This is a genomic window from Brasilonema sennae CENA114 (assembly GCF_006968745.1).
Lineage (GTDB): Bacteria > Cyanobacteriota > Cyanobacteriia > Cyanobacteriales > Nostocaceae > Brasilonema > Brasilonema sennae.
Map to the genome: position 1 here is coordinate 7,650,297 of NZ_CP030118.1, position 15,871 is coordinate 7,666,167.

Here is a 15,871-nt window from a genome sequence, read left to right on the forward strand (position 1 = left end):
GCCTACGAAGACGTTGGTGGTATGGAATTGTTCCCGACTCAATTTGACACTTCAAAAATATATATAAATAATAATTAGACTTATCTTGTTAATTTTGCCACATCATATCTTGTCATGATTTTTCTTATTACTAAGTCAATGCTTGTTTTGTCTACCTTTACTTTCTTAACATTTTGTGAAGTTGAGACTTCCAATGCGGTATTTTTTCCCTGACTACTTTATGAAAGTAAACAGATAAACCCTACATTGTTAACATATAAGAATTTTAAAAGCAACAATACATATCTTCTTTTAGGATGATTTCTTAAAAGCTCATCTTTTGGTTTAATGAGCGGAAGTACTCCGTTGAGGTGTTGAGGTGAAGTAATATGAACGGAAAATTTTTGACCTTTATCGGTGCAGCACTAGCTCTAGCGTTAACCAGCAATGTTGCTGTTGCCCAGTCAGCCAAATACCTAATAGGTCAATCTAGCGGAGATCCATCCTCTAGATCATCGGGGGAACTCAAACTTTCACCAAGGGTAGATAAGAAAAAGTTTTGTGAGAATTACCCTCTTAATTCCCGGTGTCAAGGAAGCTCAGCATCTACATCAAGCCCTTCGGATGGCAGTACTGAAACACGAAAGAAACCTTCTGACAGCGGCAACCCTGGTGGTACAGGAACACCAGGTACTGCACCTTCTGATCCTGGCACCAGAGGCAATCCCAGCGGCAGCACTGAAGCTGCGCCGCCTCCTGCTGGTAATCCTAGCCTCCCCAGTGGAGATACTAAAACGACTCCTCCTGGTGGTACAGGCGACATGCCAGCGACTCCTCCTGGTGGAACAACAGGTGCTCCTGACAGCAACACCCCTGGTGGCACAGCTGTACCAGGTACTGGACCTGCTGACCCAGGCACTACAGGTAATCCCAATGGTACGACTGAAATTGCCCCGCCTCCTACTGGTAACCCTGCTAACCCTGGTAGCACCACTGATCCCAGCGCTCCAACTTCCCCTGGCTCTCCAGGTTCAAGTAGGTAAAAATAGCCCAGCACAGATGGAGTCAAGAAGCAGTCTTAGGTTTGCCTAACTGTTGTTTGTGAAAAAATCTATGCCCTCAGGTAAAAGTCTGGGGTCAAAAAATAAAAAGTCCGTCATACGGACTTTTTATTTTTTATTTGACTTTTTATCGTCATCTACGATGTGAAGCGGGTGTTTTTTGAAAGGTAGCAATCAGTAAGCAAATAATACCGATATTAATAAAGACATCTGCCAAGTTAAAAACTGGAAAGTTAATGAGTCGAAAATCCAGAAAATCAACTACGTAGCCATGAACAAATCGGTCAATGCCGTTACCGATCGCTCCGCCTAAAATAAAACCATAGCCTAGTTGATCCCAAAAATTCAACACTGCAAACCATGCCAGTGCTATCAATGCTAAACTCACTCCTAAAGATAGCCAGCGTAACCACTCTACTTTCCCTGTTAACAAACTAAAGGCTGCACCAGTGTTGGTAACGTAGGTGAGGTGAAATATCCCTGGTAACAGGGCTTGTGTCTGTCCTGAGTTAAAGGTTTGCACCACCCAGTATTTTGTCAGTTGGTCTAAGACAAAAGCTAAAAAGGCAGCAATCCAAAAGAGGAGATTTTTTACACTCATGGTGAATTTGTCATTTGTCATTTGTCATTTGTCATTTGTCAACAGTCATTAGTCAAACAACTCTAGACCCTTACGGGTTCGCCCTATGGCTAACGCCACGCCTTACGGTGAGTCCAGCGCTATGCAGGAGGGTTTCCGGACAGAGGCATGTGGCGTCCGCGCTGGCGAACTATTAACTGTTGACTCTGGACTCATGACTAGTAAAACATCAGGTGGCGGAGCACGTATGCTATTACGACGACAGCACAAGCTACAGCTAGTTGTCCAGGGAGTGCAAACCAGGAGTATCTAAGCATAGCTTGCATCAAAGACAGAGTTTCTGTTCCTTGCCATTGCAAAACATAGCTGAGTATCAAATAAGTAATACCGCAGAAGTGGACAATTAACAAGCCACAAAAGCAACTAAAGGCAAGAGTTTCTAATCGAGGTCTAGCTTTAAAAGCAAAAAACCCACAAATCCACGCTCCAGGGATAAAACCGAGCAAATAACCAAACTGGGATACTTTAACATAACCAATGCCACCACCATCAGCAAATACTGGTAATAATGTTAACCCCATTACTAGATACGCAATTTGCGAGAGCGCACCAGCATTCTTGCCTCCCAAACAACCAGCTAGCAGCACCCCACCAATTTGATAGGTGACACCTAGAGAAAGTGCATGAATTCCATATTGACTCCAACTCAACGGTGAGGTGGCGACATAACCTTCTAAAAAGGTACCACCCATCGTTAGCAATAAGCCAATCATAGACCATAGTAATTGATTGGATGCAGCTAGCATTTATAAAGTACTCATGCAAAGGACTCTCGTACAAATATGTCAATCAATTAAGTATTTGTTTCTTTAATTTGTGTATGAGCTTATTTTTTTATCTCTGTATTTTAACAATTTCAAAACTTTTATTTTAAGACGTTTAGCTGTTTCATAGAACTTTATGACCCCTGAATTGGATAGACTTTTTCAACGACTATTGTTGTATAACGTGTTTTTGTTGAGCTTATACTAAAACAAAAGTACTATTGTATAATTTATTTTCCGAATTTCCGAATTGCACTGAAAAAATTGAATCGAGTAAAGAATATTATATTTTGCGATATCGGGGTGAGAAAAAGTAGTCATTTGGATAATCTTAACCTTCTCTTTACTTTCGTACTGTATAGTACGATCGCTTAGCTGGAAAATCACCAAAAAAACATATCCATGCTTTCTCGTAACTCTGTAACTAATCTTTCTTGCTTAACAAGAACAGTTTCAGTATTAGCACTGAGCCTCAGCTTAGCTGCTTGTGGTGGACCGGAAGCACAAAACGGTAATACCACTAGCGAAGCTCCTGGTGGTGCAGCAAAGGATGCTACTGCTAGTGCTCCTGGAAAACTAGACCTAGGTGGAAAGGTGAGCTTGAATGGGGCTGGTGCCACCTTCCCTGCACCGCTGTACCAAACTTGGTTCCAGGCTTTAAACCAGAAAAATCCCAATCTCCAAGTCAACTATCAACCAGTTGGTAGCGGTGCTGGAATTGAGCAATTTACCAAAGGTCTTGTAGACTTTGGTGCCAGCGACGTCGCGATGACGGATGAAGAAATCAAGAAAGTCCAAAATGGCGTACTTTTGCTACCTATGACCGCTGGTAGCATTGTGCTGGCTTACAACTTGCCCGGTGTAGAGGGAGTCAAGCTGACACGGGATGTTTATACCGGTATTTTCTTAGGCACTATCAAGTCTTGGAACGACCCGAAAATTGCTGCTGCTAACCCTGGTGCAAAACTTCCCAACACACCAATCACAGTTGTCCATCGTTCTGAAGGTAGTGGCACCACAGGTGTGTTTACGCAACACCTGAGTGCAATTAATCCAGAATGGAAGTCTAAAGTAGGCAGTGGTAAAACTGTAAGCTGGCCAGTGGGACTTGCTGCTAAGGGCAATGATGGTGTAACTGCCCAAATACAACAAACTCAAGGCTCAATTGGTTACGTCGAGTTCGCTTACGCCAAAAATAGCAAACTCAATTTTGCTGCTTTGGAAAACAAAGCTAAGCAATTTGTTGCACCTACCGATCAATCGGCAGCTAAAACTCTGGAATCAGTAACTTTACCAGAAAATCTCCGCGCCTTCATTACAGATCCAGAGGGTAACGAGTCCTATCCCCTCGTTACCTACACTTGGGTGTTAGTTTACAAAAAATATCCAGATGCCGTAAAAGCCAAAGCAGTGGAAGCCATGATTGAGTACGGCTTGACCGAAGGTCAGAAAATGGCTATACAACTAGGCTATATCCCTCTCCCCGAAAGCGTGGTGAAAAAAGTGACAGCTGCTGCCGATGTCATCAGCTCAGATTATAAAATTTCTGGGGGTGGCAGTGCTACTGGTGCCAGCGCTAGTAAATAGCACTTTGTAAAAGTCACGCATTCAAAATTAATGACTGATGAGCCATCACCTAGCAGTTATGCGTTTCATTGATACTAGCCTTTAGCTAGCTTATCCAATGTGTGAATTTTGAATTTTGAATTTTGAATTGTTCTGTGTGGTTCGCTCCCACTTCTTTTGCCATTAATGGGTCTCGTCATGACTACACAAGCCCAAATTCCAATAGTTAAACCACCCTCTCAAGCAGAAAAGTCACTGGATCGTGGCTTTATTTGGCTGACTCGGCTTTTTGCATTGGGGGTTGCTGCCATCCTAGTATGGATAGCCCTTCAGGTTCTGATTCAGGCATTGCCTGCTATTCAGAAGTATGGTGCTAACTTTATTGTTAACAGCACTTGGAACCCCGTTACAAATGAGTACGGTGCATTACCGCAAATTTACGGAACTTTAGTAAGCGCTTTTATTGCTTTGCTGATAGCTGTACCAATTGGTGTTGGCACCGCTGTCTTGCTGAGCGAAAATTTCTTACCATCAAAATTACGGCTAGTACTGGTCTTCTTGGTAGAACTGCTAGCAGCCATTCCTAGTATTGTGTATGGAATTTGGGGATTTTTTGTTTTAGTTCCCCCGTTAACAAGCCTGGGAAAATTTCTTAATTCTACCTTGGGCTTTTTGCCAATTTTTAGCACTGTTCCTGCAGGACCTAATATGTTAGTCGCTGGAGTCATCCTAGCGATTATGACTTTGCCGATCATCACAGCCATCTCTCGCGATGCGCTGATTTCTTTACCGCCCAGTTTGCGTCAAGCAGCTTTGGGATTAGGAGCAACCCGTTGGGAAACGATTTTAAAGGTTCTCATTCCATCTGCCTTTTCTGGTATTGTGAGTGCTGTGATGCTGGGACTCGGGCGGGCGATGGGAGAAACAATGGCTGTAACCATATTGATTGGAAACGCCAATAACGTTAGCGCCTCATTATTTGCACCAGGCAATACGATTTCTTCTCTGCTGGCAAGTCAATTCGCAGAAGCCGGCGGACTGCAAGTTTCAGCTTTAATGTACGCAGCGTTAATTCTGTTTGTTTTAACTTTTATTGTCAACATTTTGGCAGAGTTAATAGTACTGCGAGTGAAGCGAGTGTAACATTGGGGTATCTTGAAATATGACTTCTAGTTTTTCACCGCAGTCCTCTGGTGGAGCAGGCCGCACCAATTTGGCTTACTCTCGGTCATCTCCCCGGACATTGTTTAACACCGTGATGACGGTTTTAGCATTTGTGTGCGGGATATTGTCTCTTTTGCCCTTGCTGGCAGTGCTGATTTACGTCCTCTTTCGAGGCTTCAGCAGTTTAAATTTGAACGCATTTACCCAATTACCACCGCCACCTTTCGTACCAGGAGGAGGCTTTGGTCATGCCATTGTCGGAACAATAATAGTAGTAGCACTTGCTGCACTATTTAGCATTCCCTTTGGAGTTATGGCAGCAATTTATTTGACAGAGTTTAGCTCTGGTAAAATATCTCGCTGGGTTCGGTTTGCGACTAATGTTTTGAGCGGAGTTCCCTCGATTATTGCGGGGGTGTTTGCTTATGGAGTTGTGGTTATAACCACTAAGACATTCTCAGCGGTAGCTGGAGGAGTCGCTCTGGGAATTTTGATGTTGCCCATTATAGTGCGAACTACTGACGAATCCTTGCAATTAGTATCGCAAGATTTGCGCCAAGCCGCAACGGGATTAGGAGCAACTAAGTTTCAAACAGTCTCCCAAGTGGTGCTACCAGCAGCTATACCAGCAATTGTCACTGGGGTGACTCTGGCGATCGCTCGTGCGTCTGGAGAAACTGCACCTTTACTGTTTACCGCTCAAGCCTCTCAGTATTGGCCTAGTGGCTTATTTGACCGTACAGCTTCTCTTGCTGTTTTTGTTTACAACTTTGGTACTTCGCCATATGCAAATTTGCAGTCACTAGCTTGGGCGGCGGCTTTGATTTTGGTGTTGTTGGTTCTGCTGACAAATATCATTGCCCGGTGGGCAACTAGTCGCACACTTAAATAGAAAAGCAAGCTCGAACAGTTAACAAAAATCAGAAAAAAGCACCACTATTTATGACTACCAACACTAGAACCGGGAATCAAACAGATACGGTTTTTCGTACAGAGGGACTCAATGTATTTTACGGAAATTTTTTAGCAGTACGCGATATTTGGCTGGATGTCCCAAGAAATAACGTAATAGCCTTTATTGGTCCTTCTGGATGTGGTAAAAGTACCTTGCTGCGCTGCTACAATCGCCTTAACGATCTAATTGAAAGTTTTCGAGCAGAGGGAAAAGTTTTTTACCAGGGTGAAGATTTGTATGCATCTCACATTGATCCTGTAGAAGTGCGTCGTCGGATTGGGATGGTGTTTCAAAGACCAAACCCGTTTCCAAAGTCAATTTATGACAACATCGCCTTTGGTCCAAGACTCAACGGCTTCAAAGGTGATATGGATGAACTGGTAGAGCGATCGCTCAGACAAGCGGCTTTATGGGATGAAGTCAAAGACAAACTGCGGCAAAGTGGTTTATCTTTATCTGGTGGACAACAACAGCGTTTGTGTATTGCTCGGGCGATCGCAGTTCAACCTGAAGTTATTTTAATGGATGAACCCTGTTCTGCACTTGACCCCATTTCCACCCTCCGGGTTGAAGACTTGCTGCATGAACTTAAGGAGCAGTACACCATTCTGATCGTGACTCACAATATGCAACAAGCTTCGCGGGTTTCAGATAAGACAGCCTTTTTTAACGTTCAAACTTCCGACAAAGGAGGTCGTACCGGCTATCTTGTAGAATATGACCGCACAGAGGTCATTTTCCAAGATCCTAAACAGGAAGCCACCAAGGAATACGTCAGCGGTAAGTTCGGTTAAAGATCACATATTCTTTGTCGCAATAATGATTCATAGCAAGACGCTTCAAGTTTTCAGGCTAACCCTGAAAACTTTTTTCATTTTTAGATAAGCGGGCGGCGGGAATCGAACCCGCATTAATAGCTTGGAAGGCTATAGTTTTACCACTAAACTACGCCCGCAAATTTGCAACCTCTATAACATAACACAATCTTACTCAGATGCCAAGTATTTGATCATGATTCCGGAGATTTGCGCTGGATTTTTACACGTACAGGCAGACTGCTCCATCGTGGGTTTGTCTTGCCAGTTGCAGGATCTTTATCGCTTGCGGGGACAAATTTTTGATCTTGGAAAATTTCATTCGCATATTTCTGGTATTCACTTCTTTGTGGTAGGGGTATTTCTTGATCTACTTTGATGAACTGCAATTTGCCTTCTTGATCAATGGTTAGCCACACTAAAAAATCTACAGGCTGAAAATCGCGTCCTGAGTCAGGTAAAACGATGTTTAATTCTTTTCGCCTGCTGTTGTCTTGCTGTTGAGCTAGGTTTTCTGGTATATCCTTCTTTAATTTATCCGCTTCTGGATACCAGAGCGCTTCAAATCCTCCCACTTTTGGCTCATCCAGTGGCGACTGCTCTGGTTTGACAGGTGGAGCAAGATCTGGTAGCGGTGTTTCTTTTCCAACAATAACCTGTTCATCAGGTTGTTTAGGAAGAGTACCAGGTGATTCTGTAGACTCGTTAGGTTGCTTTGCTTGCTCACCTGTTTCGGGTGAAGAATCAGGACGAGTTGAATCTGTGGTGTTATTCTGCGGATTTGGAGTTTGATTTTGTAATGGTTGATTCTGTGTGTCTGAATTATCCGCTAAAGTTGTTGGTTCTGGAGTTGGCTGGGGTTGTTGTGCTTCTGGAGTCGGCTGTAGCGGAGGTTCTGGTGTTTGTTTTGGAGTTGGCTGGGGTTGTTGTGCTTGTGGGGTATCTTCTGGAGTCGGCTGTAGCGGAGGTTCTGGAGTCTTTGCGATGAATGGTTCCGGTTGGGGAGTTGGTTGAGATGTTGCGATCGGTTCAGGATTTGGTTGTTCTTGCTTGATAACCGGTTTTTTTAAGGGTTGCTGAGTTTTATCCTTTACTTGAGGTTGAGAAGTTTTTGGGCTTATGGGGTTTGCGAGTGTGATGGCATTGCTATCTTCTATAGTAGAGGTGGATTTTGGTGTTAAATTTCCTTGAGTAGATAACTTTGGTGAGCTTGTTACAGACGACTTTTGAGTTGTCGAGGGTTTTGTAGACAAAACTGGTTTTGCGTTTGATGACGCTTTTGGCTGTGAAGAAATCTCTACAAATTCTACTGGGATAGGATTTGACGAATTTCGTTGCGATAAGAGATTATACGAATACGAGCGCAGTAGCCAAAACAGCAACAAGTGGAGGGTAAAAGAAATAGTGGCTACAGCAATCCACAAACCAGGTGGATCGCTGTGTCGCCTCCATGATTTTTCTGGAATAGGAGTTTTGTCAGTAACCGATTGTGTCATATCAACTTATGTGTTCTTAATCCTGAGCCAGTCTAACACTGCGTTATTACTTGTTGCGATTTGTTCAATAAGAGTTTGTTTACTCTCACTCAGCATGTTAAGTTTTTTTGCGTTTGCCTAAAGGACGGCTCCCGAAGCGAGCATCGCACTCGCTTTAAGATTAGCAACTAAGTTGTTTTTGGTGGCAATCATGGTAAAGTTTGCGATATGGCAACAATTAAGATTAAATAGCAAAGTATACTATTCAACAAATACATACCTCCAATTTAGGAATCGGGATCATCACAAAGCTATGCTGAATTACTTGCTCACAGTAAACGGCTTATCGTGTTGAGGGTTCACAAAGTTTTCCTATAAGTTTGATGATGTTTTACGAGATTTGAGAATATTTATATTGGATAAAATCAAAATTGAACTAGCTTTGAAACCCTTGTTTTTTCACTCATTTCCTCAAGAACCAGTCTTAGCCGCAGCGTTTCCAGCTTCTTGCCAATTTAAAATGCGTGCGGCTACACCTGCTGATTTGATTGGTGTTGCCCAAATAATTGCCGAAAGCTTTCATAGCCAAAGTGGTGTATTAAAGTGGGTTTTTCCATTATTGCGTTTGGGTATATACGAAGACTTAAGGCATCGTTTCGCATCTCCTGCACCTCATCATCTGTGTTTGGTTGCTATTGACATGACTGCCGATACTGCAAGCAACATCGTTGGGACTGTAGAATTGGGTGTGCGTTTTAGCGATTCTTGGATGCAAGCAGGTAAGAGTTTTCCGTACTTGTCTAATTTAGCTATAGATCCAAAATACCGTAGGCAAGGTGCTGCTTCTGGGTTACTGACAGCTTGTGAAAAGGTTTGCCTCTCTTGGGGGTTTCAAGATTTATACCTCCATGTTTTGGAAAATAACTATCAGGCACGGCAGCTCTATTTCAAGTTGGGATATCAGGAGCAAAAAGTTGAATCCCATTTGAATATATTCTTTTTGAGACGCTCACGCCAGATTCTCTTGCGTAAGCGCCTAAATGCGACTTAATTGTCTGAATTCTCTGCTCAATGAGTTTTCTGGCGTATGGTATATCGCAACACCACTTGTAGGATTAACAGATCAAAACAGTCGTGCTATTCGCCTCCGGTGCACCACTAGACAGCCTCTGTCTCTCCCGTAAATACCTAATACAGACATTTCAAGTTAATACTACTTGATATGATACTCGGACATTGTGTCTGCTTGAGAGTTGATTTCGATGATCTGGAAATCTGTGTTCTGTTTGTGATTTGATATTGAGTTTCTACTAATCATAAGATGCGGATTTTTCCTAATTAACGTTATCCTAAATTTACATAAGCAAATTCAAGATATTTAACAAACGAGAGCATGACGGCTTCTTGACTGACTTTTTACTAGAAGAGAAAAGTTATCATTAAAAAGATTTTTTGAAAATGTTAGAGAATCCTAACTAAATAGACTTGACTAGTTACAATAAATAAATGTAGCAGTCCTAAATCATTTGTGAAAAACAAGATCCCCGACTTCGTGAAAGTTGTCAGGGATCTGTGTCTCTCAATTTATGCGCTACGCGCAGGCACTTTCACAGGAATCAAATAGGATTGCAACACTATCATCATTTTGATTACAGTATTTATTTACAAAAATTTATGAAAAGACAAAAGAAAAGATTTCTGTTTGTAAATCTTACTTAATTTGAAATAACTTCAAGTGTTGAGCCAAAATATATGCGAACAATTTTATTAGCATACGAACAAAGAAAAGTTTAAAAAAATTTCTGTATTAAATTGGCAGATTTGTTAAGAAACAATTGACGATTGAAACAAGAGCGTAAATATTTAATGCTTACTCTTTCAAATAGATTCTTCTTATGACATTAGAGAAATAACGCTAAAAACAATTTAATTCATCACGATAACTTTGTATTCTAGATATCTTTCTTTATATAAACTTTAATAAAAGGCTTCTTTTGTAGAAGACAACTTCCGTTAAATTTCGTAAAATGTGAATACCCAATTACTGATACGCTCTCTTTATTCTTTAAGATAAATAAAGAAGCCAACTGTTAATAGTAAAGAAAGTTTGAAGCTGTGATTGTACTATAAATATATTCATCTACTGATAGTGCAAAAAACAACCAAGTTCATTCAAATTTCGAGAAAAGATGGATAGCGAAAACTACCAGCGCTATCAGACTACTATGGTATCTACTTATTACCCTGACACCAGTTTCCTCGACTATCTTGTCATGCCAGATGGAACTGAGCAATCTTATAGCTCGGACCTCCTAACGATGCTGCTGAGTGGAAAAGTTTTCATCGTCAACAGTCGTAGACGAAATGGTTTAATACTGTTTAAACGTTACCATGCTGAGTTTGCGGGTCCAGGAGCAGCCGTGGGTGGTGATTATGATCGTGATTGTCGAGGTGCATTGCCTATAGGTAACCTGTCGTTGTTAAATACGGAATCTCATGAAGAACGCCAAAAAGCCTACTTAATTAGGCGACAGTGGATTCGGTTAATCAAACAAATTACAGAAAACCAAGTACCAGGACAGCGAATTCAGAAGATACTAGACCAATTTGAACAATACTTTCCAGCAGAAATGGTTGCTCAATTGCCAGATGAGGCTTTTGCCCTTTTAGTGGGTGTAATACCACAAACTGTGGCAATATTACGCCGCATGAGTAGCGAAGAAGAAAGCAATTTTGATGACTGAGTTTTAGCTGTTTTGCTTTTATCAGACACAATTTGAGTAGAAGTGAGTCTTACATCCTATTTCAACAATTATGAATTGAAAGAATGTGCTTTTGTGTTAATGTCACCTCAAAATGAAATTCATTTATTTAAACAAAGTAAAGCAGCTTGTAGTCGATTTCGTGTCCTTTGCATTTTCTTCTGGAGTTCCTACAGTAATTCGCAATCCTCCGTTGATTTCTCGCACAAGGCGCGAATATTTTTGACAGCAGTGTCTTGTGAGTGAGAATTATTTGGTTTTAGGCGTAAATAAATAATGTCTGTCGGGCTTTGCCAAACTTGTAATGCCGAATGTTGAGAGAAAGCTTGAATCTGTTCATCTGAACCTCACCCAACCGAAATGTGGGAAGGTGTGAAGATAGATAGCCGAAAGTGAGCAGATTCATTGACATACTCGGCATCGCGTCCCTTGCGCGTGTCCGGAGGACTCAGCTTGGTTGCCCCAAATCTCCGATTTGGGGAGAGGGGTTTGCTTCAAGAAACCCCTCTGGGCAAAGAAGGGCGATAGCTTCGCTTGCCTCGCGCGCAAAGCGCACGCATTCGCGTTCGGCAGATCGCACCATGAAGTGTTTCATGTCCGCCATCAGCGTAACGGTTCGTCTCAATGAGTTGCTGATATGTCCAAGCTAGTTTTTCTTTTAAGTCTGGTGGCAGATCGTAGGGACTTTCATTCGTGTCTAGGGGGTCAAGGCTTCGACTTCGCTCAGCCTTGACCCCTCGCGGAGCCGAGAGGTCAATTTGGATAGATGCTTGGACGTTTTGAGCAGTATCGCTACTGGGGCGAGGTTTGTAAGCGGTAAATTGCACTAAGTCTAACCTGATGAATGGGAACATAACTAGTTATGGGTCTTAGTCATTAGCAAAAAATAATTAATGACTAAGGATCGTTGATTATACAACTTTATGGAAACTGACAAAAGAGCCGGATTGTCTGCCAAATTTCTGCCATGACATTACCTAAACCGTGATCGCTGTCAAGTTCTATCAACTCCACCCAAGGACGTTTTTGGGCAAAATCATGACTGGCTTGAATAGGAATCACTTCATCATCTCGTCCGTGCAGGATAAGGGTGGGGATAGGACGTTGTAACGTTTCCTCTTTGTATTGACTAGCGTCTGTCACGAAATCGTAACTTAGAGGAAGTTGCTTCTGTTCGCCATAGTGGTAAACCATCAGATATCTTTCTTTTTGCCAGCGCTGTATCGCCTCATCTCCTAACTTGGGTAACCAATGGCATAAAAACCCAAAAGCAGGCGCTAAAAGGACGAGGCGTTGCACTTGTGGATGTTGCTGTCCCAGATGGGCGGCGCTCAAACCACCCAAACTGGAACCAATAAGCGTGACTGGTGTAGAATCATGATTGAATTCGGACGCAATTTGAGAAAGCTGGCGAGTGATTGTCAGGTGAGAAAAATCGTCAGCATTCAAATCAGGGATTTTTAACTTGATATTGGCTTGTGCAAAGCAAGTACGTATGTACTTTGCTTTTGCAGAATCAGGACTGGATGCAAAGCCGTGAAGATAAATAAATTCACCAGACATGAAGTTTGACCAAGCCCCAAAGGGGCGGGTGTAGCTGACTTGTTCAGCGCATGGTGACGAATTCTTCTGCTGATGTGGGATGGATACCAACAGTAGCATCAAAGTCTTTTTTGGTTGCGCCCATTTTCACGGCGATCGCCACACCTTGAATAATTTCACCTGCGCTTTCACCCACCATATGAGCGCCTAACACTTTATCTGTGTTAGCATCCACTATCAACTTCATCATTGTCTTTTCTGATGAGCCTGTCAAACTGTGGAATAACGGACGGAAGCGAGTGCGATAAATTTTCACTCCGTCGTCACCGAATTTAGAACGTGCATCAGCTTCGGTCATACCAACTGTAGCAGCTTCTGGTGTGGTAAATACGGCTGTGGCGACATCTTCGTGACTGAACACGCGGCGGTTACCACCGTATTCACTGTCTGCAAAAGCACGACCTTCGCCTATCGCTACAGGAGTGAGATTGATTCTGTCGGTAACATCACCTACAGCAAATATATTCTGTTGAGAAGTTTGACTGTATTCGTTGACAGCGATCGCGTTCATGGTGTTATATGCTGGTCCTTCGTCAGAAGTTGCAACAATATCAACTCCAACATTTTCTAAACCTAATCCTTCTACATTAGGTGAGCGACCTGTTGCTACTAAAAACACATCAGCAGTCAGTGGTTCAGTATGTTCTCCTGATAACGTCAGTTTTAAACCTTCTGGGACTTGTTCTACAGCTTTTACTACAGTATTCTTGATGATTTTTATTCCGTGATTGATCATTCCTTCTTGTATTTCAAGCTGGATGTCTTGATCAAAACCTCTCAAAATCAAATCTTTGCGGATAATTTGCGTTACCTGGGAGCCTAATCCGCGCATGATAGAGGCGAATTCTGAGCCGATATAGCCTGAACCAATAATGACGATATGTTTTGGTTGTTCTTTGAGGTGAAAGATTTCGTTGGAAGTTATGGCATGTTCCATTCCTGATACATCAGGTTTGATCGGACGTCCTCCCACAGCAATCAAAATTTTGTCTGCTGTAACTTTACGTCCGTCCACTTCTACTGTGTGCGGGTCTATCAGGCTAGCACGACCTTGTAAAAGTTGGACTCCTGCTTTGTCTAAAAAGTTAATGTGCAGTTGTGAGAGTCGGCGAACTTCCTTATCTATTGTTGTGATAAAACGTTCCCAGTCTAGTTGTGCTTCACCCACCTTCCAGCCATAACCAGCCGCATCATGAAACAAAGCGGGAAAGTGGGATGCGTACACCATCAGTTTTTTGGGAACACAGCCACGAATCACACAGGTTCCACCCACTAAGTCATTTTCGGCAATGGCTACTTTTGCCCCGTAGCTTGCGGCGCGTTTGGAAGCAGCCAAACCCCCAGAACCAGCGCCAATGACAAATAGGTCGTAATCATATGTCATAGTTTTTAGCTTCCGTTAATTAAGTCCTTAAGAATCATTAAAAAAACTTGATACCACTCCACCAATGAAAGTTAATATCCTGTAGGTGAGATGGTATCTTTTTAAGAAAAGTTTTGAGGCACAACGAAATGATTTCCTAATGGCACTCAGATAACCCTCACTCAATTCGTTGTGCCATAAATTCCCATTCTTTGCTCTACAATTTTATTCTGGCAAAGTTCAGGTATGTTTTGTTGACACCATTGAGTGATTTCCTTACAGGGAATGAAAAAGAAACTCCTCACCTGTTGTGGGATGAATGCCAATTGTCTCATCTATGTCTTGCTTGGTAATACCCTTGCGAATAGCAACAGCAAGACTTTGAATGATCTCTGCGGCATGTTCACCAACCATGTGAGCGCCCAAAACGCGTTCAGATTCACCATTCACTACTATTTTTATCGTAGCTTGTTCGTCCTTTTCTGTCATTTGAAATAGCATTGGTTGAAAGTGAACGCTGTAACATTTTACAACTTCACCAAATTTTTCCCGTGCTTTTGCTTCGGTCATACCAATAGCTGCGGCTTCTGGACGGGCAAAAACAGCAGAGGGGGCTTGTTCATAATCAACTTTTTGGGGTTTTTTGCCAAAAACTGTATTGGCAAAAGCACGACCTTCTGCTTTGGCAACTGGGCTTAATTGCAGGCGATTAGTGCAATCACCCACGGCAAAAATGTTTTCTACAGTTGTGCGGTTGTAGTCATCGACTTTGATTGCGCCTTTTTCCTCAAGTTCTACTCCAGCGTTTTCCAAACCGAGATTTTTGGTATTTGGAGTACGACCTGTGGCAATCAATATAGTATCCGCCGCAATTGTTTTTCGGGAGTCGCCAGTTATGGTTAACACCAATTTTTCTTCTGAGTATTTGATTTGTTTGACGCTGCTGTTGCCAATAAAGCGAATTCCCCTTTTGTTCAAACCTTGTTGAACACCCAAGCGAATGTCCTCATCAAATCCTGATAAAATCATCTCATCATGCTCAATCAGCGTGACATCGCACCCAAAAGCGTTCATCATGCTGGAAAATTCCACACCAATATAGCCGCCGCCAATAATTGCTAAGCGTTTGGGTAAGTAGGGTAAATCAAATATCTGGCGGGAAGTAATAGCGTATTCAATGCCTGGAATGTTTGGCTTATTAGCGCCCCCACCTACAGCAATTAAAATCTTATCAGCCGTATATTTGCGTTCGTTAATTTCGACAGTGTGAGAATCGACGAAAGTCGCATGACCTCGAATCAATTCAATGCCAGCTTGTTGCAACTGTTCAAAATACGAATGGTGAATGCTTTCGATCTGCTGGTATACAGACTTGATGAATTGTGTCCAGTCAAAGCGGCTTTGGCTGTCACTCCAACCGTAGCTATGTGCTATCTGGTTTTGCAAGGCGAAATCAGCAGCGTAGACAATCAATTTTTTCGGTACGCAGCCGCGATTAACACAAGTACCACCGACGGCTCCTTGTTCGGCAATAGCGGCACGGATGCCATAGCTTGCTGCTGCCTTAGCTGCTGCCAGTCCTCCTGGACCAGCACCAATCACAAACAGGTCGTAATCGAATGTCATGACTTTCGGGAGAATCAAAAGCAAAGTACTGATTTTTGCTTCTATTTTCAACTAATTTTAGTTACAGCTGCATCTATCTTGACTTTGATTTTGGATTCT

The 15,871-nt window shown here is 42.4% G+C and carries 13 protein-coding genes, 1 tRNA gene and 1 pseudogene; 7 read left to right on the top strand and 8 right to left on the bottom strand.

Annotation, left to right across the window (positions count from 1 at the left end):
• Positions 1-368: 368 nt before the first annotated feature.
• Positions 369-1,022 carry a hypothetical protein gene (locus DP114_RS31835; RefSeq protein WP_171978028.1) on the top strand — a complete coding sequence of 218 codons (654 nt, stop codon included), beginning with the start codon at positions 369-371 and terminating at the stop codon, positions 1,020-1,022.
• A gap of 151 nt (positions 1,023-1,173) precedes the next feature.
• Here the strand turns inward: DP114_RS31835 and lspA are convergent, their stop codons facing one another.
• Both lspA and DP114_RS31845 read right to left on the bottom strand, forming a co-directional pair.
• The gene (gene lspA, locus DP114_RS31840) at positions 1,174-1,641 is read right to left on the bottom strand and encodes a signal peptidase II (RefSeq protein WP_169264092.1); all 468 of its coding nucleotides are present in this window, start codon (positions 1,639-1,641) and stop codon (positions 1,174-1,176) included.
• A 197-nt stretch (positions 1,642-1,838) separates the two neighbouring features.
• A complete protein-coding gene (locus tag DP114_RS31845; RefSeq protein ID WP_169264081.1) occupies positions 1,839-2,426 on the bottom strand; it encodes a biotin transporter BioY in 588 nt (195 codons plus the stop codon).
• A gap of 420 nt (positions 2,427-2,846) precedes the next feature.
• Between DP114_RS31845 and pstS the strand changes: the two genes are divergently transcribed.
• The 4 genes from pstS (at position 2,847) to pstB (ending at position 6,923) form a co-directional block, all read left to right on the top strand.
• A complete protein-coding gene (pstS, locus tag DP114_RS31850; protein WP_169264080.1) occupies positions 2,847-4,031 on the top strand; it encodes a phosphate ABC transporter substrate-binding protein PstS in 1,185 nt (394 codons plus the stop codon).
• Between the two features lie 177 nt (positions 4,032-4,208).
• Positions 4,209-5,153 carry a phosphate ABC transporter permease subunit PstC gene (pstC, locus tag DP114_RS31855; RefSeq protein ID WP_169264079.1) on the top strand — a complete coding sequence of 315 codons (945 nt, stop codon included), beginning with the start codon at positions 4,209-4,211 and terminating at the stop codon, positions 5,151-5,153.
• A gap of 19 nt (positions 5,154-5,172) precedes the next feature.
• Entirely contained in the window at positions 5,173-6,066 is an 894-nt protein-coding gene (pstA, locus tag DP114_RS31860) for a phosphate ABC transporter permease PstA (RefSeq protein WP_169264078.1), read from the top strand.
• Between the two features lie 50 nt (positions 6,067-6,116).
• Positions 6,117-6,923, top strand: coding sequence for a phosphate ABC transporter ATP-binding protein PstB (gene pstB / locus DP114_RS31865; RefSeq protein WP_169264077.1), 807 nt, complete (start codon positions 6,117-6,119; stop codon positions 6,921-6,923).
• A 90-nt stretch (positions 6,924-7,013) separates the two neighbouring features.
• Here pstB and DP114_RS31870 read toward each other — a convergent pair.
• Both DP114_RS31870 and DP114_RS31875 read right to left on the bottom strand, forming a co-directional pair.
• Positions 7,014-7,084, bottom strand: a tRNA-Gly gene (locus tag DP114_RS31870).
• A gap of 54 nt (positions 7,085-7,138) precedes the next feature.
• Positions 7,139-8,440, bottom strand: a complete 1,302-nt coding sequence (locus tag DP114_RS31875) for a hypothetical protein (protein ID WP_171978029.1) — start codon at positions 8,438-8,440, stop codon at positions 7,139-7,141.
• A 394-nt stretch (positions 8,441-8,834) separates the two neighbouring features.
• On the opposite strand from DP114_RS31875, the gene DP114_RS31880 reads away from it, so the two are divergent.
• Positions 8,835-9,470, top strand: a complete 636-nt coding sequence (locus DP114_RS31880) for a GNAT family N-acetyltransferase (protein ID WP_246162928.1) — start codon at positions 8,835-8,837, stop codon at positions 9,468-9,470.
• Between the two features lie 1,138 nt (positions 9,471-10,608).
• Complete coding sequence (locus DP114_RS31885) at positions 10,609-11,163, top strand: hypothetical protein (RefSeq protein WP_169264075.1); 555 nt, start codon at positions 10,609-10,611, stop codon at positions 11,161-11,163.
• A gap of 590 nt (positions 11,164-11,753) precedes the next feature.
• Here the strand turns inward: DP114_RS31885 and DP114_RS31890 are convergent.
• The 4 genes and pseudogenes from DP114_RS31890 to gorA form a co-directional block, all read right to left on the bottom strand.
• Positions 11,754-12,035: pseudogene (locus DP114_RS31890) on the bottom strand (hypothetical protein); the annotation flags it as partial.
• 67 nt (positions 12,036-12,102) lie between these two features.
• Positions 12,103-12,744 carry a YqiA/YcfP family alpha/beta fold hydrolase gene (locus DP114_RS31895; RefSeq protein WP_171978364.1) on the bottom strand — a complete coding sequence of 214 codons (642 nt, stop codon included), beginning with the start codon at positions 12,742-12,744 and terminating at the stop codon, positions 12,103-12,105.
• A 43-nt stretch (positions 12,745-12,787) separates the two neighbouring features.
• Positions 12,788-14,167: a glutathione-disulfide reductase gene (gene gor, locus DP114_RS31900; protein ID WP_171978030.1), complete on the bottom strand. Its 1,380-nt coding sequence runs from the start codon at positions 14,165-14,167 to the stop codon at positions 12,788-12,790.
• Between the two features lie 255 nt (positions 14,168-14,422).
• Positions 14,423-15,772 (bottom strand): glutathione-disulfide reductase, encoded by a 1,350-nt coding sequence (gorA, locus tag DP114_RS31905; RefSeq protein ID WP_171978365.1) that lies wholly within the window; start codon positions 15,770-15,772, stop codon positions 14,423-14,425.
• Positions 15,773-15,871 lie beyond the last annotated feature (99 nt).